General features: G+C 61.9%; 15 protein-coding genes. 5 read left to right on the top strand and 10 right to left on the bottom strand.

The window, feature by feature from the left end; translation table 11 throughout:
• Positions 1–199: 199 nt before the first annotated feature.
• Positions 200–2,104, bottom strand: a complete 1,905-nt coding sequence (locus tag ACSQ26_RS02730; RefSeq protein WP_436006041.1) for a PhoX family protein — start codon at positions 2,102–2,104, stop codon at positions 200–202.
• Positions 2,105–2,355: 251 nt separating this feature from the next.
• On the opposite strand from ACSQ26_RS02730, the gene ACSQ26_RS02725 reads away from it, so the two are divergent.
• On the top strand, positions 2,356–3,978 hold the full coding sequence (locus ACSQ26_RS02725) for a calcium-binding protein (protein WP_436006039.1): 1,623 nt from the start codon (positions 2,356–2,358) through the stop codon (positions 3,976–3,978).
• Positions 3,979–4,131: 153 nt separating this feature from the next.
• On the top strand, positions 4,132–5,760 hold the full coding sequence (locus ACSQ26_RS02720; RefSeq protein WP_436006037.1) for a M10 family metallopeptidase C-terminal domain-containing protein: 1,629 nt from the start codon (positions 4,132–4,134) through the stop codon (positions 5,758–5,760).
• Positions 5,761–5,841: 81 nt separating this feature from the next.
• Here ACSQ26_RS02720 and rbsK read toward each other — a convergent pair whose 3' ends face one another.
• The 3 genes from rbsK to ACSQ26_RS02705 form a co-directional block, all read right to left on the bottom strand.
• On the bottom strand, positions 5,842–6,765 hold the full coding sequence (gene rbsK, locus ACSQ26_RS02715) for a ribokinase (protein WP_436006035.1): 924 nt from the start codon (positions 6,763–6,765) through the stop codon (positions 5,842–5,844).
• Between the two features lie 25 nt (positions 6,766–6,790).
• Positions 6,791–7,246 (bottom strand): RbsD/FucU family protein, encoded by a 456-nt coding sequence (locus tag ACSQ26_RS02710; protein ID WP_436006033.1) that lies wholly within the window; start codon positions 7,244–7,246, stop codon positions 6,791–6,793.
• Between the two features lie 82 nt (positions 7,247–7,328).
• Positions 7,329–8,390: an ABC transporter ATP-binding protein gene (locus ACSQ26_RS02705; RefSeq protein WP_436006031.1), complete on the bottom strand. Its 1,062-nt coding sequence runs from the start codon at positions 8,388–8,390 to the stop codon at positions 7,329–7,331.
• A 459-nt stretch (positions 8,391–8,849) separates the two neighbouring features.
• Here ACSQ26_RS02705 and ACSQ26_RS02700 point away from each other — a divergent pair, with 459 nt between their 5' ends.
• From ACSQ26_RS02700 to ACSQ26_RS02690, 3 genes are all read left to right on the top strand, one after another.
• On the top strand, positions 8,850–10,511 hold the full coding sequence (locus ACSQ26_RS02700) for a sugar ABC transporter substrate-binding protein (RefSeq protein WP_436006029.1): 1,662 nt from the start codon (positions 8,850–8,852) through the stop codon (positions 10,509–10,511).
• 312 nt (positions 10,512–10,823) lie between these two features.
• Complete coding sequence (locus ACSQ26_RS02695) at positions 10,824–11,948, top strand: carbohydrate ABC transporter permease (RefSeq protein WP_436006027.1); 1,125 nt, start codon at positions 10,824–10,826, stop codon at positions 11,946–11,948.
• A 42-nt stretch (positions 11,949–11,990) separates the two neighbouring features.
• Complete coding sequence (locus ACSQ26_RS02690; RefSeq protein ID WP_436015068.1) at positions 11,991–12,893, top strand: carbohydrate ABC transporter permease; 903 nt, start codon at positions 11,991–11,993, stop codon at positions 12,891–12,893.
• A gap of 50 nt (positions 12,894–12,943) precedes the next feature.
• Here the strand turns inward: ACSQ26_RS02690 and ACSQ26_RS02685 are convergent, their stop codons facing one another.
• From ACSQ26_RS02685 to ACSQ26_RS02660, 6 genes are all read right to left on the bottom strand, one after another.
• On the bottom strand, positions 12,944–16,129 hold the full coding sequence (locus ACSQ26_RS02685) for a cadherin-like domain-containing protein (RefSeq protein WP_436006025.1): 3,186 nt from the start codon (positions 16,127–16,129) through the stop codon (positions 12,944–12,946).
• 218 nt (positions 16,130–16,347) lie between these two features.
• Positions 16,348–16,926 (bottom strand): NADPH-dependent FMN reductase, encoded by a 579-nt coding sequence (locus ACSQ26_RS02680; RefSeq protein WP_436006023.1) that lies wholly within the window; start codon positions 16,924–16,926, stop codon positions 16,348–16,350.
• Positions 16,927–17,078: 152 nt separating this feature from the next.
• Complete coding sequence (locus ACSQ26_RS02675; RefSeq protein WP_436006021.1) at positions 17,079–17,849, bottom strand: ABC transporter ATP-binding protein; 771 nt, start codon at positions 17,847–17,849, stop codon at positions 17,079–17,081.
• Between the two features lie 8 nt (positions 17,850–17,857).
• Positions 17,858–18,865 carry an ABC transporter substrate-binding protein gene (locus ACSQ26_RS02670; protein WP_436006019.1) on the bottom strand — a complete coding sequence of 336 codons (1,008 nt, stop codon included), beginning with the start codon at positions 18,863–18,865 and terminating at the stop codon, positions 17,858–17,860.
• A gap of 34 nt (positions 18,866–18,899) precedes the next feature.
• The gene (locus tag ACSQ26_RS02665; protein WP_436006017.1) at positions 18,900–19,748 is read right to left on the bottom strand and encodes an ABC transporter permease; all 849 of its coding nucleotides are present in this window, start codon (positions 19,746–19,748) and stop codon (positions 18,900–18,902) included.
• A 23-nt stretch (positions 19,749–19,771) separates the two neighbouring features.
• Complete coding sequence (locus tag ACSQ26_RS02660; protein ID WP_436006015.1) at positions 19,772–21,136, bottom strand: LLM class flavin-dependent oxidoreductase; 1,365 nt, start codon at positions 21,134–21,136, stop codon at positions 19,772–19,774.
• Positions 21,137–21,333 lie beyond the last annotated feature (197 nt).

The raw sequence follows: 21,333 nt of genomic DNA, 5'->3' as shown, positions 1-21,333 counted from the left end.
GATTTCTCCGACTGACTCTTCCGAACCCTCGCTTGCGGGGGTCCAATGCCGTTGCTCGCAATTCATGCGAAGCTTGAAGGATGGCCCCTGTTCGCATCGGGGCTATTTTTCGTGGTCAGACACACGCTTACGCCGCCCCATCCCCCGACACAGCGTTGTGCGGGAATGGGGCGGCGTGCGCAATTGGTCTTCGCTTGCCTCAGGCGCCGATTGCGCCGCCGTCGGCCTTGCGGATCGCGATCACCGAAGGACGCGGCAGTTCACCCTTGAAATCCGGCCAGAGGGTCTCGACCTTGTCGAGCGTCTCGGCGTTTTCGGCGGGATGCTGGACGGAGATGAACAGCGTCGTGCCATCTGGCGTGAAGCAGGGGCCGGTGGCCTCGGCGCCGGTCGGGCAGGTAAACAACAGTTTCGGCAGGCCGCGGCCCGGGCCTTCGGTATCGACCGCATAGATGCCGTCCGGCAGATCGAAATCGTTGGCGCCGTCGGTCGCGACCCAGAGACGGCCGGCCGGGTCGAAGCTGATATTGTCGGGACAGACGAACCAGCCATTGCTGGATGTCTCGGGATGGAAACTCGCCTTGATCGCCGGATCCGAGGGATTGCCGGCGAGCACGAAAATGTCCCAGGTGTATTTCGCGGCGGTGTGATCGGCATCCGTGCCGCGGCCACCGGGCGGGATCATCTCGACAATATGGCCCCAGAGGTTTTCCGGCCGCGTGTTGGCCGGGTTGAGCTTGTCCTGCTTGCGCTTCTTGTTCTTGGTCATGACGGCATAGACGCGGCCGGTGACCGGGTTGGTCTCGATATCCTCGGGACGGTCCATCGGCGTGGCACCGAGCGCATCGGCCGCAAGCCGCGTCTTCAGCAGCACATCCGCCTGCGAGGCAAAACCCTTCTCCGTCGTCAGCGGCCCTTCGCCATGCACCACGGGCAGCCAATCGAGCGTTCCATCCTCGTTGTAGCGCGCGACCGAGAGCACGCCTTCGTCGAGCAGATCCTTGCCGGATTCGGGCTTGGCCGGGTCATAGGCGTTCTTGCTGACGAAGCGATAGACATATTCGAAATAGTCGTCGTCGCCCATATAGACGACCACGCGGCCATCCTTGTTGAGCACGACGGTCGAGGCCTCATGGCTCATGCGGCCAAGCGCGGTGCGCTTTTTCGGCACGGAATCGGGCGCATAGGGATCGATCTCGACCACCCAGTCGAACCGGTTCGGCTCATTGGGTTCCTTGGTCATGTCGAACCGGTCGTGGAAGCGGGCGCGGCCGTAGAAATCGGAGCCGTCGAAGCCATAGCGCTCGAGCAGGGCCTTGGCCGGAAGCCCTTCTATGGAGCCGCCGAACGTGTCGGAAGCGCCTTCCTCGCAGGTCAGCACCGTGCCCCAGGGGGTCACGCCGCCGCCGCAATTGTAGTTGGTTCCCTTGACCATCCGGCCCTCGGGATCGTCCTTGGTCTTGACCAGGTCATGGCCGACCACGGGACCGGTGAGTTCCATCGGCGTTTCCAATGTCAGGCGGCGATTGTAGGCGCTGTCCTGCACGACCTGCCAGCCCTCGGTCCCGAGCTTGATCTCGACGATCGAATGGCCCATGGCGGCCATGCCGAAATCGACCTGTTCCTTGGTCATCTTCTTGCCCGCGTCATCCTCGGTCATGCCGGGGAAGATCACGTTCGGCGAGATATATTCGTTGTTGACGCAGAGCAGGCCGTGATCGGAGCTCTGCGAGCCCTTGGGCAGCGACATGAAGGCGATATAGTCGCAATTGTAGCCGAAGGACACGGCCTGTTCGGCGGCGGTCGGAACACCTGCGAAAGCCTTGCCGGCTGAGGTCATCGGGTCGCCCCACTTGGCGACGACATGGGCGGAATAACCGTCCGCGACAGCCATGTCCTTGTCATAGACGCGCTTGAGCTCGGTAAAGCCGAGGCTCGACGTGCTCGCGGCGGCAAAGCCCTCGCCGGCGAAGAGCGAGCCGACGAAGCCGCCGGCGGCAATGGTCCCGACGCTCGCGGCACCTTGCAGGAATGCCCGCCGCGACGATCTGAGCGCAATCAGATCGCGAATGACGGGCGACGAATTCTTAGGACAGTCTGTCATGGCCTTTTCCCCCTGAATATGGCGTCGATATCAACCCACGCCAACTATCAGCGGCAGGTGACAGGCGCATGATGCGCCGGAGGTGGCTCAGGCCGGCCGCTGTAGCGGCGCCAGCCCTCTCATCCCGCAAACCTGCTCGGATAGACCCAAAAATAGTCAGGCGCGCACACCAGCGACTTGCTAGAACCCTGCTGTTCACGCCCTGGATAAGGCTCCGCGGTTGAACCCCCTTTATGACAAGCGGAGCAAACATGACATCCAATGCGACAGCCGGCGACGAAACTCGCGTCAACACGTTCACGACGGGCATCCAGGCGCACTCGTCCGTGATCGGGCTTGCCGATGGCGGCTGGCTGGTTGCGTGGCAGTCCAACGGGCAGGATGGCGACGATGGGGGCATCTACCAGCAGCGCTACGACGCCGATGGCGTGGTCGCAGGCGCGGAAATACATGTCAGCACTCACACGACCGGCGCGCAGGAGGACGCGAATGTCACGGCATTGGCTGACGGCGGCTGGGTGGTGACGTGGGCGTCCGATGGCCAGGATAGCGACCTCTCCGGCATCTATCAGCAGCGCTATGACGCCGATGGCATCGCATCCGGGGTGGAGACGCTTGTCAACACCTACACCACGGGTTATCAATGGGAGCCGTCGACCACGGCCCTGTCCGATGGCGGCTGGGTCGTGACGTGGTCGTCTGACGAAGTCGATGGTGACCGCGTTGGCATCAGCCAGCAACGCTATGATGCCGATGGCGTCGCGGTCGGCACGGAGACCGTCGTCAATTCCTATACGACGTTCAGTCAGAGCGAACCGTCGATCGCAGCGCTCTCCGGCGGCGGCTGGGTGGTGACATGGCACTCATACAAGATCGGGAGTGGCGAAGACATCTATCAACAGCGCTACAACGAAGCGGGTGCTGCGGTGGGTTCCGAGACGCGCGTCAACTCCTTCACGACCTCGGATCAAAAATTCTCATCCGTGACCGCTTTGGCCGATGGCGGCTGGGTCGTGGCGTGGGAATCATCGAACCAGGACGGCGGCAGCCGGGGCATCTACCAACAGCGTTACGATGCTTCGGGCGCGACGGACGGCGTCGAGACGCAGGTCAACACCTATACCACCGGCTTACAGTATTTACCTTCGATCACCGCGCTTGGCGACGGCGGCTGGCTGGTCGTTTGGAACTCAAATGACCAGGACGGCAACGACGGTGGCGTCTACCAGCAGCGCTATGACGCCGATGGCGAGGCATCGGGCAGCGAAACGCTGGTCAACCTCTATACGACAGGCGAGCAATATTCCACGTTGGTCGCCGCACTCGAAGATGGCAGCTGGGTGGTGACCTGGTTTTCCGACGATCAGGACGGTAGCAGCCTCGGCGTCTACCAGCGCCACTATGCGCCCGACCGCATCGGCACATCAGCCGCCGAGACGCTTTCCGGCACCAGCTGGAGCGAGACGCTCTCAGGCGCCAGCGGCGCCGATACGCTCAAGGGCTTCGGCGGCATCGACATCGTCGATGGCGGCAAGGGCCGCGACAGGCTCTTTGGCGGCGCCGCCGGCGACATCTTCCTCTTCGAGTCCGGCGACAGCGGCAAGACCAACGCCAAGGCCGACACGATCTTCGACATGACCCACGCCGACCAGATCGACCTGCACCTGATTGACGCCCGCGAAACCCCTGATAACGACCAGGCCTTCAAGTTCATCGGCACCAAGGATTTCACCGGCCATGAAGGCGAGTTGCGCTACGAGAAGCTGAAGAGCGACACCTACATCTACGGCGACACCGACGGCGACAAACGCGCCGATTTCGCCACCCATCTCGATGATGCGATGAAGCTGAAGGCGGACGATTTCGCGCTGTAGCCGTGCCGGGAAAAGCCATCCGCGCCCGCAAATATGCCGGATAGACCCAAAAAAGGTCAGGTGCAAACGCGCCGAACCTGCTAGAACGCATGCGTTCACGCCTTGGATAAGGCTCCGCGGTCGAACCCAACCTATGCGACAAGCGGAGCGAACATGTCATCCAATGCCACAGCCGGCGACGAGACACGCGTCAACACCTACACGACCAGCTACCAAGCCCTGCCATCACTGGCAGCGCTTGCCGACGGCGGCTGGATCGCGACCTGGTACTCCTCCGGGCAGGACGGTGAAGGCGGCGGCATCTATCAGCAGCGATACGACGCTGACGGCACGATGGTGGGGGTCGAAACAGCAGTCAATACCTTCACGACGGGCGAACAAGGATTGCCGGAGGTTACGGCCCTTTCCGACGGTGGCTGGCTGGTTGCATGGACCTCGTACGACGGACAGGATGGCGACGGTTCTGGCATCTACCAGCAACGGTATCATGCCGATGGCTCGGTGTTCGGCGGGGAGATGAAGGTCAACACATATACGACAAACACGCAAGAATTCGCGCAGACGGCGGCGTTTGCCGATGGCGGCTGGATCGTGACCTGGTCTTCCGACGGTCAGGACGGCGACAACAAAGGTATTTACCAGCGGCGTTACAACGCCGCTGGTGAAACCGTGGGTACGGAGACGCAGGTTAACAGCATAACGACAGGTATCCAGGAGCAGCAGGCCGTGGCTGTGCTTGCCGATGGCGGCTGGATCGTCACCTGGCACAGCTTAGACCAGCCGGAGCAAGGGCATAATGTTATCCAGCAGCGCTACAATGCAGCCGGCGAAACAGTCGAAACCGATGCGCTGGTCAATACCACGACGGCGGGACTTCAGGGAGAACCGTCCGTTGCCGCGCTCGTCGATGGCGGCTGGGTGGTGGCATGGCGCTCGGACGGTCAGGATGGTTCAGGCGCAGGCATCTATCTGCAGCGCTATGGCGCCGATGGCGCAACCGTCGGGGTCGAGACACAGGTCAACACCTACACCACGGGCGAGCAGGAAGGGCCTTCAATCGCCGCGCTTGCCGATGGCGGCTGGGTGGTCACGTGGGATTCCGACGGTCAGGACGGCAGCGAGACTGGCGTCTACCAGCAGCGCTATGACGCCGATGGCGCCGCCGCCGGCACGGAGACGCTGGTCAACCTCTTTACCACCGATTATCAATTCAGCCGGGGGCTCACAGCGCACGATGACGGCAGCTGGGTGGTCAGTTGGACTTCCGAGGACCAGGACGGCAGCAACCGCGGCGTCTACCAGCGGCACTATGCACCCGACCGCATCGGCACGGTGGATGCCGAGACCCTCTCCGGCACCAACTGGAGCGAGACCATTTCCGGCGAGGATGGCGACGACACGCTCAAGGGCCTCAATGGCGGCGACATCATCGATGGCGGCATCGGCCGCGACCGGATGACCGGCGGCAAGGGCGCCGACACATTCCTGTTCCTGACCGACGAAACCGGAAAGACCAAAGCCAGGGCCGACATAATCCTCGACATGACCCACGCCGACCAGATCGACCTGCACCTGATCGACGCCCGCGAGACCCCTGATAACGACCAGGCCTTCAAGTTCATCAACACCAGGGCCTTCACCGGCCACGAGGGCGAACTGCGCTACGAGAAGCTCAAAAGCGACACCTACATCTACGGCGACACCGACGGCGACAAACGCGCCGATTTCGCCATCCATCTCGATGACGCGATGAAGCTGACGGCGGGGGATTTCGCGCTGTAGCAGCGGCGGGAGATCGCGGCATCTCCTCGCAAATTGATCAGGTCCGTTGCAAGCTGGGATGGATTGCCCAAGAGGCGGATATCACCCCCGCGCCAGCAACGCCTCGACCTCGGCGAGATCCGGCATCGACGGCGCCGTCCCCGCCCGCGTCACCGAAATCCCCGCCACGGCCGAACCGAAGCGCACTGCCTCCAGCGGCGTCATGCCCTTCGACAGCGCCGCCGCGAAGCCGCCGTTGAAGGCATCGCCCGCGCCCGTGGTTTCCTTCACCGGCCCGGCGTTGAACGGCGCCACCAGCACGCTCTCGGTGGCGCTGTGATAGAGCGCGCCCTTTTCGCCGAGCGTGATGATCGCGGTCTTGACGCCGAGTTCCAGCAGCCGCGCTGCCGCGACCCTGGCTTCCTCGACATTGGTCACCGGCAGGCCGGTCAATATCTCGGTCTCGGTCTCGTTCGGGGTCACGTAGTCGCAGAGCGCGAACACTTGACTGTCGAGTTTCTGTGCGGGCGCCGGATTGAGGACCGTCGCGGCCCCTCCAGCCCGCGCGATCTCCAGCGCCCGCACGGCCGCATCAAGCGGTTGTTCCAACTGTGTGACGAAGACTTTGGCGCCACCGATAAGGTCGGCCTGCGCATCCATGTCGGCGGGCGAGATGGTCGCGGCCGCACCCGGCGAAACGATGATCGCGTTGTTGCCGGTGCCTTCCTCGACGAAGATATAGGCGGCACCCGTATAGCTCGATTTGTCGCGGCTGACGACGGGATGCACGCCCGCCTCGTCCCATGTCTTCATCGCCATGTCGGCGAAAGCATCGTCGCCGAGCTTGGAGAGGAACGCCGTGTCGCCGCCGGCCTTGGCCGCCGCAACCGCCTGGTTGGAGCCCTTGCCGCCCGGGCCGAGCGCAAAGCCGTTGCCGAGCAGGGTCTCGCCCATCTTCGGCTGGCGGGCGGCGCGATAGGCGGTGTCGGCAACGAAGACGCCGAGAATGACGATGTCGTGGCTCATCGCATCAACCTCACTTCATTTCACTTCACTGGGCATCCGGCGGGATCACGCCCTTTGTCAGCACGAAGCAGCCATAGAAGCGGCGCTCGCCGGTCTGGATCACGCAATAGGCCTTCTTCGCCTTCTCGTAGAAGGCGAAGCGCTCAATCGATTTCAGCGGCCAGGACTTACCCTCGGCCTTGTCGATGGCAGCCTGCACCTCCTGCTGCACGGCGGGCAGTTCATCGGGCGAGCCGACGATTTCCATCCGCTCGGCGGCATTGTCGATGAACGTATCGAGCGGCATTAGCGACAGAATCGCAGCGGCCGCCTCGGCCGATGTCGTGTTCTCCATCCTCAGCAGCTCGCCGAGCACAGTCTGGCGGGCGATGGAATCGGCGGGGAAATTGGTGTCCGACAGGATCAAATAGTCGCCATGCCCCATGGCCTTCAGTGCATAGAGCACATCGGCGTTGAGCAGCGGCGAGATGTTCTTGAGCATAGTGTCCTCCCAAGCAGGTTTCGGAAAAGTGTAACGCGGTTCTCCGCTTAAAAACCTGCGACAAACAAAGTGCTATCGAATGTCAGATCCGCTTACCGGTCGCGGTGTCGAAAATATGCGCCGCATCCTTGCGCGGCTTGAGCTTGATCGTCTGGCCGGTGGTAAAGGTGTGCCGCTCGCGGAACAGCACCAGCAAGTCATTGCCGCCGGCATGGACGAACACCATGGTTTCCGAGCCGGTCGGCTCGATCACGCCCACCTTTGCCTCGAAGCCATCCTCGGCGAGTTCGATATGCTCGGGGCGGATGCCGTAGGTGACATCCTGGCCCTCGGCAACCTGATGCTTGGTGCCCGCAGGCAGCAGCGTGCCGCCCGCATCGACGAAAACCTCGCCGTTGATAATCTTCGCCTTGCCCTTGATCAGGTTCATCGAGGGCGAACCGATGAAGGTCGCGACGAACAGGTTCGCCGGGTTGTCGTAGAGATCGAGCGGCGCGCCGACCTGCTCGACATTGCCGTCCTGCAGCACCACGATGCGGTCGGCCATGGTCATGGCTTCCACCTGGTCATGCGTCACATAGACGGTCGTCGTCTTCAGCCGCTGGTGCAGTTCCTTGATTTCCGTTCGCATCTGCACGCGCAGTTTGGCGTCGAGATTGGAGAGCGGTTCGTCGAACAGGAAGACCTGTGGATTGCGCACGATGGCGCGGCCCATGGCCACGCGCTGGCGCTGGCCGCCGGACAATTGGCGCGGGTAACGATCGAGATAGGGCGTCAGGCCGAGGATGTTGGCCGCCGATTTGACGCGTTCTTCCACCACAGCGGGATCGGTCTTCTTCAGCTTAAGCGAGAAGGCCATGTTGTCCTTCACCTTCATATGCGGGTAGAGCGCATAGGACTGGAAGACCATGGCAATGTCGCGGTCTGAGGGCGGCACATTGTTGACGACCTTGTCGCCGATCAGGATCTTGCCGCCGGTAATGCTCTCAAGCCCGGCTATCATGCGCAAAAGCGTGGATTTTCCGCATCCGGACGGGCCGACCAGCACCACGAACTCGCCATCCGCGATATCGATATTGACACCATGGATGATCTCCAAGGCGCCATACGCCTTGCGCACATCGCGCACCAGAACCTGTGACATCCCCTCTCCCCCGGACCTTTGCGTCCGTGTCTGAACCTCAAGATTGCCATTCGCAATTGCTACATATGGTTGTAGCTTGATCGCGCGGCGGCCTCGTTCTTCCTGCCCGGTTTGCCGGTTCTCCCGCCGGGCCTCCCAATGTCCTCTAACCGAGGGGAGAAAGCTTGTCCACTGGTTTTGAAGTCCGCCATTGCCGCGACGCAACGCAAATGCTGCAATGCGGTGAGGCGCTTGGGAAAAATCGCCATTGACGCATTTTGGTAAAAGGGTTTACTTTGTTTCTTACCAGGGCATGAAGACAGCCATTGGAGACGCGTAAGAAATTGCTTCGGTTGTCCTTTTCTAGGACGATAAAATACAATTTGCGCGAGGCAGGATTGCTGTGCAAGACTGCCGGCGACAGGTGGGGTGCGCGGGAGAATGTGCCCTGTCTTGACAACCTTAACGGGAGGATAAGGCGTGAAAGTCGATCTTTATGAACTTCTAGCGATGCAATCCATCAGCCGTCGCGGCTTGATGAAGGGCGCAGCAGGCATTGCCGCAACGGCGGCGATGAGCTCGTCGATGGTAGGCCTCGCCGGCCCGGCCTATGCACAGGCCGTGGACCGCGCGGCACTGCTCAAGGTTCCGGGCGTCGGCGCTGGTTCGCCGACGGATGCCGACTGGCAGAAGGTCGGTGAAATGTGCCTCGGCGCGACCAAGGCAAGCATCAAGGAAGGTGAATTCAAGGGCGTCGAGCTCTCGTTCATGGGCCTCAACAACCAGAACCTTCACAACGTTCTGTTCCGCGGCCTGCTTTATGCGTGGGAGCAGTATACCGGCGCCAAGATCAACTGGATCGACCTGGCACAGGCGGACTATAACGCCCGCCTGCAGCAATCGATCGCCACCGGCACCGTCGATTTCGACATTGCCGAAATGGGCGCGCCTTTCGAAGGCGACGTCTGCGGCAAGGGCCTTGCATCGGTCATGCCGGATTGGGTCAAGACCCAGATCGACATGGACGACTATGTCGGCTACCTCAAGGCGCCGGTCGGCACCTGGGACGGTAAGACCTACCGCATCTCGGTTGACGGCGATTGCCACAACTTCAACTACCGCACCGACGTGTTCGCTTCTGCCGACCTCGCGAAAGCCTGGAAGGACGAAGGCCACGAGGGCGATTTCGGCGTTCCCAACACCTGGCAGAAGGTGCAGGAAGTCACCAAGTTCCTCAAGGGCAAGCAGCTCGATGGCCAGGATCTCTACGGCTATCTCGATGCACCCAAGGGCTGGGGCGGCTTCGGCTTCTACTTCCTCGCCTCGCGGGCTTCGGCCTATGCCAAGCATCCGGACGACAAGGCATGGCTGTTCGACGCCGACACGATGAAGCCGCGCATCAACAACCCGGCCTGGGTTCGCACCATCCAGGACGTCATCGACGCGCTGCCGTCCGAACCGGCCGACCAGCTCAATGCCGATCCGGGCACGACTGCCTTCCAGCAGTTCCTGGCCGGCACCGGCTCGATGGTCGCATGGTGGGGTGACGTCGGCTCGATGTCCAAGACGTCCGACAGCTCGGTCGTCGGCGAAACCGTCGGCTTCTCGATCCTTCCGGGTTCGGACGATGTCTACAACGCCAAGACCGGCCAGTGGGACAAGCTCGCATCGGGCCCCAACTACGCACCGAACATGGCCTATATCGGCTGGGGCGTTTACGTCATGGCCCGCGTCGATTCCGATCCGGTCAAGCAGAAGGCCGCATGGTCGGCTGCAGCGCACCTCGGCGGCAAGGACATCTCGCTCTGGACGGCTGCCTACCCCTCAGGCATGCAGCCTTACCGCAACTCGCATTTCAACATTCCGGAATGGGTCGCGGCAGGTTACGACGAAGCCTTCATCACGTCCTACCTGAACTCGGAAAAGGATTCCTACAACCATCCGAATGCTGCGATCGAGCCCCGTATCCCGGGTATCTTCCAGTATTACTCGATCGCGGAAGACGAACTGGCGAAGATCTTCGCCGGCCAGATGTCCGCCCAGCAGGGCGCCGACAATATCGCCGCCGCGTGGGAAAAGCTGACCGACCAGATCGGCCGCGAAAAGCAGGTCGCGCTCTACAAGGCCTCGCTTGGCCTGTAAGGCGTGACGGTTCAAATTGGAGGCCGGCGGCAGGAGTCGCCGGCCTCTTGGTTGCCGGCAAAGCTCTCCAACGTCATGCTCGGGCTTGTCCCGAGCATCTGGTAACGCTCGATCCGGATGCTTCGTGAGTGGCATACGGGACCGGCACCAGATCCTCGGGACAAGCCCGAGGATGACGTCGCGGGTTTGGGGCGGCCTGTGCCACCAATACGCAGGAAGGCGGCCCCGACCGCGGCAGCCTTCTTGTTGTCTTAAGCGAGAATGCTAATATCCTCCGGCGCTAACAGCCGGAACCAACGGGACTTAAAATACATGGCAGACAAGGACCTGTTGATCGATAGGCTCTACACCGTCAACACCGACGAGGAGATCCCGGCCAGCCGCAAGCGGCTCGGCAAGCTGATCTTCTGGGGCGCTACGGTCCTTCTGCTCGGCACCTTCCTCATCCAGTCGCTGCATGTCGCCGGCAAGCTGGAATTCGGTTTCGCCAACTGGCAGCCCGCGCTCTATGCGATCGTCATCTGGTGTCTCGGCCTTTGCGTTTCGCAAGTGATCATCCGTGGCGAAGCCGGCAAGAAGCTGCTGTTCATCCTGCCTGCCTTTCTCTTCACCGTCTTCATGGTGATATTCCCGACCCTGTTCGGGCTCTACATCGCATTCACCGACTGGAACCTCTCGGCCTTCGAGGGCCAGCATTTCAACGGCACCGACAACCTCGTCCAGATGTGGCACGATCCCTATTTCTGGAACGCGCTGATCAACATGTTCTATTACTCGGCCGCGGTGATCGTCGAATATGCGATCGCCTTCGGCCTGGCGCTGCTGCTCAATGCCGAGATCCGGGCGCGCAAATTCTTCCGGGTCGCCTTCCTCCTGCCCTTCATGCTGTCGCCGGTCGCGGTGTCATGGATGATCGGCAAGTCGCTCGGCGAGTATCGTTTCGGGCCGCTCGCGACGCTTGCCCGCGAACTCGGCTGGTCGCAGCCCGCCTTCTTCACCAATCCGGTCATCGCCCGCATCTCGATCATGATGATGGATGCCTGGACCTACATTCCCTTCATGATGATCATGCTGCTCGCCGGCCTCCAGGCCATGCCGAAGGAAGTGCAGGAGGCCGCCCGCGTCGATGGCGCGAACCCCTGGCAGGCGTTCTGGAAGATCACCTTCCCCCTGATGCTGCCGGTCTCCATCACCGCCATCATCCTCCGCATCATCTTCAAGCTGAAGCTCGCCGATATCGTCATCAACGTCACCTCGGGCGGACCTGGCGGCGCGACCGACACCGTCACCAGCTTCATCTACCGCGAATATCGCGAGCGATCGAATGTCGGCTACGGCACCATGCTCGCCTTCGTCTATCTCGTGATCATCATCCTGTTCATCACCGGGCTCCTGAAGCTCGCGAGCAGGTGGACCATCGCGAACAGCAATGAATAGGAAGTTCGAACCGTGACCGTCACCGCCGAGACACTGCCCAACGTGAGCATCGACGACCAGATCGGGAACCCACCCGCCAGGTTCGATTTTTCCCGCATCTTCATCTATGGCGCGCTGTCGCTATGGGCCATCGTCTGCCTGTTTCCGATCTACTGGACGGTCACCACCTCGTTCAAGGTCGCCAAGGACGTGCAGAAGGGCGCCATCGTGCCTTGGGTCGGCTACAATCCCAACTGGCTCGGCTGGCGCTCGCTCGGCCTGTCGCCGGATACGATCGGGCGGCCTTCCACCGTCCGCAGCGAATTCATCGGCCGCTTCTTCAACAGCGTCATCACCTCGGTCAGCGCCTCGTTGCTCGCGGTGCTGATCGGTTCGCTCGCGGCCTATGGCCTCTCCCGCTTCGCCTACAAGATCGGCTGGATGCGCAACAAGGACATTTCGTTCTTCTTCCTGTCGCAGCTCATCCTGCCGCCGGTCGTATTGGCCCTGCCCTTCCTCGTCCTCTACAAGGAACTCGCACTGCTCGACACCACGGTCGGATTGATCCTGCTCTATACGCTGATGGTGCTGCCGATCGTCATCTGGATCATGCGCGACCAGTTCGGCGGTATCCCGATCGAGCTCGAGGAAGCAGCTCTCGTCGACGGCCTCTCCATCTGGGGCGCCTTCTTCCGCATCGTCTTCCCGCTCGCCGCCCCCGGCATGGTCGCGGCCTTCATCCTGGCGCTGGTGCTCTGCTGGAACGAGTATTTCTTCGCGGCGCTGCTCACCGCCACCCACGGCAAGACGCTGCCCGTCATGGTCGCAAGCCAGACCGGCTCGCAGGGCATCAACTGGTGGTCGATGGCAGCACTTTCGGCCGCAGCCATCGCGCCGCTGGTGGTGATCGGCATCGTGCTCGAACGCTACATCATCAAGGGCATGACGGCCGGCAGCGTGAAATAGGGGCGTTTGCCGGCGCCCCAAAATCCAACGCGGTCGTCGGCACGGCATGCCTACAGGATTATGAAGTCACCCGCATCGAGGTCGGCAAGATCGACATTCCTGAGAAGAATCCTGTCGCCATGCAATCCGTTGATGACAACACCGAGGGCGCCCTCGGTGACGTGATGGGCCATCAGGTCGTCGAATGACTTGATCGTATTGACGCCCGAAAGGTTGAGCGTATCGTGGTCGGCATCCGTCGCGTCGAAATCGGCGATGGTGTCACGGTCATGGCCCTTCTTGAACAGGAAGATGTCCTCGCCAAGCCCGCCCCTCAGCTTGTCATTGCCCGCTTTGCCGTTGAGAATGTCGTCTCCATCGGTGCCGACGAGTTTGTTGTTGCGTCTGTTCCCGTTAATCCGGTCGACGACCTCGGTGACGTCGAAGGTTATCGTGTCCGGGTCGGCATCGGTGTTCTCGCCGCCGTTCGCCTCACCACCGTCATCGACGACCTGGAAGGTGAACGCCGCATAATCGTCGCCGTTCGCGTCCTTGGCAGCCTTCCAGGTGAGTTCGTCGATATCGCCGGCCGCAATGACCTGTCCCGCGACCACATTGACCCCGTCCAGCTTCAGCGTTCCCGCAGTTGAAAGCGTCGTTATCACGACCGCCGACAATTCATCGCCTTCGCCGTCGCCAAATCCGAAGTCCGCCTGCGAGAACGTATAGGATGTGTCCTCGTTGACCGTGACCGTCTTGTCGGTGCCGGTTGGGGCATCGTTGACTGCGGTGACCGCGAAATTGAAGGTCGATGCGACGGGCGTCGAACCATCCTCGTCGCCGTCTTCGACCACGACGTCGAATGACCCCATCGCCGTCTCCGAGCCGTCGTGGTTGAATGCCACCAATCCCGAGGCAAGCTGTGCGCCCGTGAAGCTTGTCGCGGTGGCGCCATCGACCAGCAGCGTGCCATTGATCAGACTGGAGACCGTGAAGGTCACTCCAGCATCTGTATCTTCAGCATCGGTATAACCAAGATCAGCGGCGACAAGTATATAGCTGCCGCCTTCCAGCACGGTGGCCGCAAGATCGCCGGTCAGGACTGGAGGGGTGTTCGGCGGTGCCACCGTGAAATTGAACGTCTGCGCGACAGGCGCCGAACCGTCCTCGTTGCCGTCTTCGACGCTGACATTGAATGACCCGGTCGTGGTTTGGCTGCCGTCGTGCAGGAAAGTCACCAATCCTGCCGCAAGCTGGGCGCCGGTGAAGCTGGTGAGCGCGGAACCGCTGACCAGTATCGTGCCGTTGACGAGGCTGGAGACTGTGAAGGTGACACCGCCCGCACTGTCGTCCGAGTCGGTATAGCCCAGGTCGGCCGTCGTCAGCTGATAGCCCCCGCCCTCCGGAACGCTCGCCGCGAGATCGCCGGTCAGGACAGGCGCGTCGTTGACGGGCGTCACTGTGAAATTGAAAGTCGAGGCAACGGGCGTCGAGCCATCCTCATCGCCGTCTTCAACCACGACGTCGAAAGAACCGGTCACGGTCTCGCCGCCGTCATGGACAAATTTCACCAGCCCGCCCGCAAGCTGCGCCCCGGTGAAGCCGGAGGCCTCAACGTCGTTGACCAGCAGTGTCCCGTTGGCAATGCCGGACACCGTGAAGGTGATCCCAGCCGCGACGTCATCGGTGTCGGTATAGCCAAGATCGGCAGCGCCCAGCGTATAGCCGTCGCCCTCCAGAACCGTCGCCGCCAGGTCTCCCGTCAGGATTGGGGCGTCGTTGACCGCATCGATCGTGATCGTGTGCTGGCCGGAATTGACACCAGTGGGATTGCCTGCCGCTCCGTCATTGACCTGCCAAGTCACCGTCCGGGTCGCGTTGGCGCCATGGTTGGTGGGATTGTCGCCGTTGGGATTGTATCGGATATCGCCCAGCACCTGCTGATAATGGGCGACTGTATCATAGCCGGTGAGCGTCAGCGTCTGGTTGCCGCTGCCGTCGGTGGTAATCGTCACCGTGATATTGGTGCCGCCGATCAGGCCGCTGGTGGTTCCGGCGACGGACAGTTGGTCCCCGCTGCCGAGAAAACTGCCGCCGAGCTTGACGGTCGCGCTCGCAAGATGATCGCCGTCGATATCGGTGATGGTAGGATCGGCAATCAGAACCTGGTGATTGGTCTGCTCCACCGCATTCGCCGTGTTCGACGAAATCGCAAGCTCCGGCAGGTTGTCGTAGAAGATGCCGCCGATGTTGGCGCCCGCCCCGGTCAGGCCGGGCGAGATCGTCTTGACATAGCTGGCGGCCGTGCCGGCGGCATCGAGCTGGAAAACATAGATGACATCGTCGGTTTCGACACCACCGCCCTGTTCGGACTCGACATAGATCTGGCGGGTCGCGGGATCGAAAGTCATGTCGCCCGGATAGAAGAGCGCGGCGTCGGCGAAGCCGGTCAAGGTTACCTTCGCGGCTGTTCCGTTGGCGGCATCGCCGGCAATCCACCAGATTGCATTCTGGCTGGCATTGAAGGTCGCGCCAGGAGATGGATTCTGCGACTCGGTCGTAAAGTAGACCTTGTTGTTGGACGCATCGACTTCGACATCGACGATAAAGCCATTGCTGCCATTGTCGGGAAACTGCGCCTGGCTGACGAGTTGCACCGTGGTGTTGGGGCTGGCAAGATCCAGTCTGAAGAGCCCGATCGAGTTGGCGCCACCGTTCAGCAATTCCGTGTAGTAAAGCGTGTTGGTTGAGCTGTTCAGCGCGAAATCGCGGGGATCAAGAAGATCGAACCCGCCTTCCTGCCCGCGCGTGTCCGTCGCTGATGTCGTGATGAACCCGCCATCGGTCGTAGCGCCCGTCGTCGGATTGTAGTTGTAGACCTTGATGCCCGTGTTCGCCGGCACCGATCCGCTGCCATCCTGATAGCCGACATAAATCTTGTTCGTATAAGGATCGATCTGCATCGTGTTGACGATGACGCTATCGGGGAAATCGACCACCAGCGTGGGTGCGGCGCCGCTGTTGATATTGCCGCGCAACAGAACCGCGGTGTCTCCGAGCACACCACCACTGTTGGAGAGCACGAAGTAATATCCGGTGGCGGGGTCGAGCACGATCTCCTGCGGAAACGAGGTACCGAGATTTGCGGCGCCACTGACGACGATCGTGCTTTCAGTTCCATCGTCATTGATGCGAACCAGCGCCGTTTCGCCGCCATTGCCCTGTGTCAGATACCAAAGCTGCCCACTGACTGCCATTTTGAACTCTCCCGAGACGAACTGAAAATTGCTGCAAGCACGTCCTGTGCCCGGCCGCCGTCAACCGGAGCGAGCATATCCACAGGTTGCGGAAAGGCAAGCACGAAACGCCGCATACATTTGAGCCCTTAGAGCGCTTCATTGTGAAATAGGGACCCGACCTATGAAACAAAAACGGCGCCGGAACGCTTCCGGCGCCGCTATTCGTGACGGTTACATCAACCCGCCGCGCGCGCCGTCTTCAACGCATTGGCCCACCAGACGAGCTCGTCCAGCAAGGTCTTGATGCCGGCCTCGATATGGGCGAGTTCGCGCAGGTTCTTGCCCTGCTGCCAGACCGCCATGAAATCGCCGCCGCCGATATGGACGCCGCTGCGAGTCGGCGCCATCTGCAGTTCAATGGCGATCGTCCGGAGATGCTCGGCGGCACGGGCCGCGCCCACGCTGCCGTAGCCGACGACTGCAGCGGGCTTCTTGTTCCATTCGGGATAGGCGAAATCGAAGGCGTTCTTCATCGGCGCCGTGATCGAACGATTGTATTCCGCGATGACGAAAATATAGCCATCGAACTCGGCAACCTTCTTCTGCCAGCGCTGACCGACCTCGTTCTGGGTCGGCGCCCAGGCGTTCGAAGCGACCTCGTCGAAGAACGGCAACGGCCATTCCTTGAGATCGACGATCTCGGTATCGATATCGTCCCGTGCCGAGGCGATGTCATGCACCCATGCCGCCGGTTTGTCACCGAAGCGGTTGCCGCGTATGCTGCTGATTATAATTGCAATTTTAGGCTTGGCCATATCAGTCTCCCCTGGGTTGAATGGCCGCACCGTATGCCCTGTCACCGGCGTCCTCAATCGACGGAATCAGAACGCTGTGTTCAACTGGTGTTGACAGGCTCAAGGGAGATTTCGCCGGCGGCATCGGGAGGAGACACCGCCGGCGCGACCGCTCAATGCAGCCCGAACTCCGCAAGAAGCTCCTGGCGGAACCTGACGAAGCGGGCTTCGCTCCGGTCTCTCGGCCGTGGCAGGTCGATCTCGATTTCCCGCGGGCGCCCGTCCCGCTCCTTGGGCAGGATGAGTACGCGATCCGCCAGATAGATCGCCTCTTCCAGGTCATGCGTCACCAGGATCATCGTCACCTTTTCCTCCCGCCAGATGCGCGACAGTTCTTCCTGCATGGTGATCTTGGTCATCGCATCGAGCGCGCCGAACGGCTCGTCGAGCAGCAGGATCTCAGGCTGCACGGCAAGCGCCCGGGCGATGCCGACGCGCTGGGCCATGCCGCCCGAGAGTTGCGAGGGCAGAGCGGTCGAGAATTCGCCAAGCCCCACCAGCCTTATATAGCGGTCCGCCAGGCTGCGGGCCTCCCTGCCATGAATGCCGCGAACTTCAAGCGGAAACGCGACATTGTCCTCGACGCTCAACCAGGGCAGCAGCCTCGGTTCCTGGAAGATCACCGCGCGTTCGGTGCCCACCCCGTCGATCGGCCTTCCGTCGATCGAGACATGGCCGCTGTCGGCCTCTTCCAGTCCAGCGAGAATGCGGAGAAGCGTCGTCTTGCCCGAACCGCTGGCACCGACGATAGCGAGGCTTTCGCCACCCTCGATCCTAAGGTTGAGGTCGCGCAGCACGTTGAGGCTGCGGCCGTTGATCGCGAAGGTCTTGGAGAGGTTGCTGATCGCGACATCGCCGCGTTGTGCCAGATGGGCGTCCGTCATGTCGGGCCTCAATTGACCGCGCCGGCCAGCTTGGCCGGATCGAACAGCACGTCGGCGACCTTGATCTGGCCTTCCTTCAACGTGCCGCCGCGCACCAGCACATCGATCCAGAACTGCAGGTCGCGCTCTACCGGCAAGCCGCCGGCGCGGACGCCATAACCAGCGAAATACTGGGCGATGTCAGGGTTCTCGCCCCGTGTCGCCAGCACCTCGGCGATCAGCTTCTTGGTCTCATCCGGGTTCTCGCGGGCATAATCCAGCGCCTTTGCCGATTGCTCCACGAATGTCTTGGCAGCCTGCGGATGCTCGCCGATCCAGTCGCGACGCAGCACCACGAAGCCGCCGGCGATCTCGCCGAGCACCTCGGTATCGCTGAACACCTTGCGCAAACCGCCGTTCTTGCGGGCGACGCCCTCGAAGGTCGATTGCCAGTATCCGAAGGCTGCGACATCCACCTGTTCCGAGCGCAACACCTGTTCGAGCTGCGGTCCGGGCACGACGACGAGCTTGGCCGCATCCTCGGGCAGGCCTGCGGCATGCAGCGCCTCGCGCACGGTATAATCGAGATGCGCGCCGAGCGTATTGACCGCAATCGTCTTGCCGACAAGATCCTTGATCGATTTGATCGGGCTGCCCTCCAGCACGTAGAAAATGCTCTCGACATCCTTGGTGATGCCGTTGCTCGGATAGGCCGCGACGAAATCATTGCCGCCCGCGATCGAATTGAGCACCGCAGCCGTCGCGGCACTGCCGATCTCGATATCGCCGGATGCGAGCGCAAAGAGCGAGGCCGGCCCGCCCGCGGCATAGCCCTTGTTCTCGAGCTTGATGCCGGTATTGTCGAAATAGCCGAGCGCATCGGCAAGTTCATGCGCGGCGAGCCCACCCTGGCTCGCGAGATAGCGCAGCGTCACCGGTTCGGGCTGGCTTGCATGTACCAGGCCAGCGGAGCCGACCAGCGGAAGCAGGCTTGCGGACGCCAGGAGTTTCGAAAAACCGCGTCGGGAAATGTTCATATCGTCACCTCTGTGAGAGTGTTGAGAGAATTGGTCAGCCCTTGATGTCGCTCCACCGGCAAAGCCGCTTCTGGAGCGTGACGAGCGCATAGTTCGCCGTCAGCCCCAGCCCGGCGAGCAGCAGGATCGCGGCGAACATCAGGGGAATCTGGAAATTGTACTGCGCATTCATCACCTGGAAACCGACGCCCTTGTTGGCGCCGATCATCTCGGCCGCGATCAGCAGCAGGAGCGATGTGGTGGCGCTCAGGCGCAGGCCGACGAAGATTGAGGGAAGCGCACCGGGCAGCACGACCCGCCGGAACACGGTCAGCCGGTTGGCGCCATAGACCCGCGCCATCTCGATCAGCTTGCCATCGACCTGCTTGACGCCGCCGGTGGTCGCCAGCAGCACCGGAAACAGCGTCGCCCAGAAGATCACGAACACCTTCGATGTCTCGCCCAGCCCGAGGAGCAGGATGAACACGGGATAAAGTGCCAGTGCCGAGGTCTGCCGGAACAGTTGCAGGATCGGATCGAGGCTGCGCTCGACCCCGCGCATCTGCCCCATCAGCAGTCCGAGCGGCACGCCGATCACGACCGCCGTACCAAACGCGATGCCGGCCCGTTGCAGGCTGATGGCGATATCGCCGAGCAGCGGACCGCCGAACACGCCCTTGAAGAGCGCCGTCACGATCTGGTCGAGCGGCGGCAGCACCGCGGGATTGGTCCAGCCGAGCGCCGGTGCTACCTGCCAGAGCACGAGAAAGCCGACCAGAAGTGCGTAGCGCGAGAAGAACTGGCTCGATGCACCGGCCACCAGCCGCGACGCGGCTTGGCCCCAGTCCGTTCGCTGGCGTGAGAGCCCCAGCGCGCCCGCATGTTCTGTATCCAGGGAAGACATGGCTTGTCCTTTCCAGAATTGCCTTATTCGGCGGCCTGTCGCGCGGTCGCACGCGTCCAGCGGTTTGCGGGAAATGGCAGGCCGAGATTTTCCCTCAGCGTCCGGCCTTCATAGGCCGTGCGGAACAGCCCGCGCCGCTGCAATTCCGGAATGACCAGTTCGACGAAATCGTCCAGCCCCGCCGGCAGCCACGGCGGTAGGATGTTGAAGCCGTCGGCGCCCTCGTTCTCGAACCATTCCTCAAGCGTATCGGCAATCTGCACCGGCGTTCCGACAATGGTGAAATGCCCGCGTGCCGAGGCGATCCACTGGTAGAGCTGGCGGATCGTGAAATTGCGCTCGTCTGCGATCCGGCGGATCAGCGCCTGGCGGCTCTTCATGCCCTCCGTGGGCGGGGTCGGCGGCAGCGGACCGTCGAGATCATGGCCGCTGAGGTCGAGCGTGCCGCCGGTCAGTCCATTGAGAAGCGCCAGGCCATCCTCTTCCAGGATCAGCGCGGTCAGCTTCTCGTATTTCTCGCGCGCTTCCGCCTCGGTCCGGCCGATGAAAGGCGAAACACCGGGCATGACCAAGACATGGCCGGGATCGCGGCCGACGCCGATCGCCCGGGCCTTGATATCGCGATAGAATTCCTGCGCCGTTTCAAGATGCTGGTGGGCGGTGAAGATCACCTCCGCGGTGGCGGCGGCAAGCCCCCGCCCATCCTCGGATTGCCCCGCCTGCACGATGACCGGATGACCCTGCGGCGAACGCGAGACGTTGAGCGGCCCCTTGACCTTGAAATGCTCGCCGCGATGGTTGGTGTAATGCAGCTTGTCCGTATCGAAGAACTGCCCGGTCCGCTTGTCGCGGATGAAGGCGTCGTCCTCGAAACTGTCCCACAGCTTCTTGACCACCTCGACATGCTCGGCGGCGCGGCGGTAGCGCACAGCATGCGGATGCTGCTGGTCGAGGCTGAAATTATAGGCCGCAGCCTCCGTTCCGGTCGTCACCACGTTCCACCCGGCGCGACCCTGCGAGATCAGGTCGAGAGACGCGAATTTGCGCGCCAGATTGTACGGCTCCTCATAGGTGGTCGAGGCGGTGGCGATGAAGCCGAGATGCGTCGTCAGCGGCGCAAGCGCCGAAAACAGCGTCACCGGCTCGAAGCCCGCGACCTTCGCATTGCCCCCTTCCGTGCCGCCGCCGAATGAAACTGCAAGACCATCGGCCAGGAAATAGGCATCGAACAGACCCCGCTCGGCGGTCTGGGCCAACTGCTTGTGAAACTCGAAATCCGTCGCCCCGTCCGCCGGCTGCCCCGGATGCCGCCACGCCGCAACATGTTGTCCACCGCCGGGAAGAAAGGCACCAAGTTTGATCTGTCTGGGCTTGATCTGTGTGGCCATCACGAACCTCCATGTTGATATTGTCTATATTATTTATAGACTATCAGAATGGGGAGCGAGATTTTGCTAAATATGAGCATTCGGAGCGAATGTGGTTCCTCAAAAGCGCCCATTGTCGGAATGAGAACTGCCAAGAGGCTGGCATACTGCACTGCTCGGCGGCGCGATCCCTCGTAGAGAGACGCTTCATGCCCAAG

This window comes from Rhizobium sp. LjRoot254 (assembly GCF_964254105.1).
Classification (GTDB): domain Bacteria; phylum Pseudomonadota; class Alphaproteobacteria; order Rhizobiales; family Rhizobiaceae; genus Rhizobium_E.
Note: the sequence above shows the minus strand (reverse complement) of the source record. Positions and strands in the feature narration are given on the sequence as shown.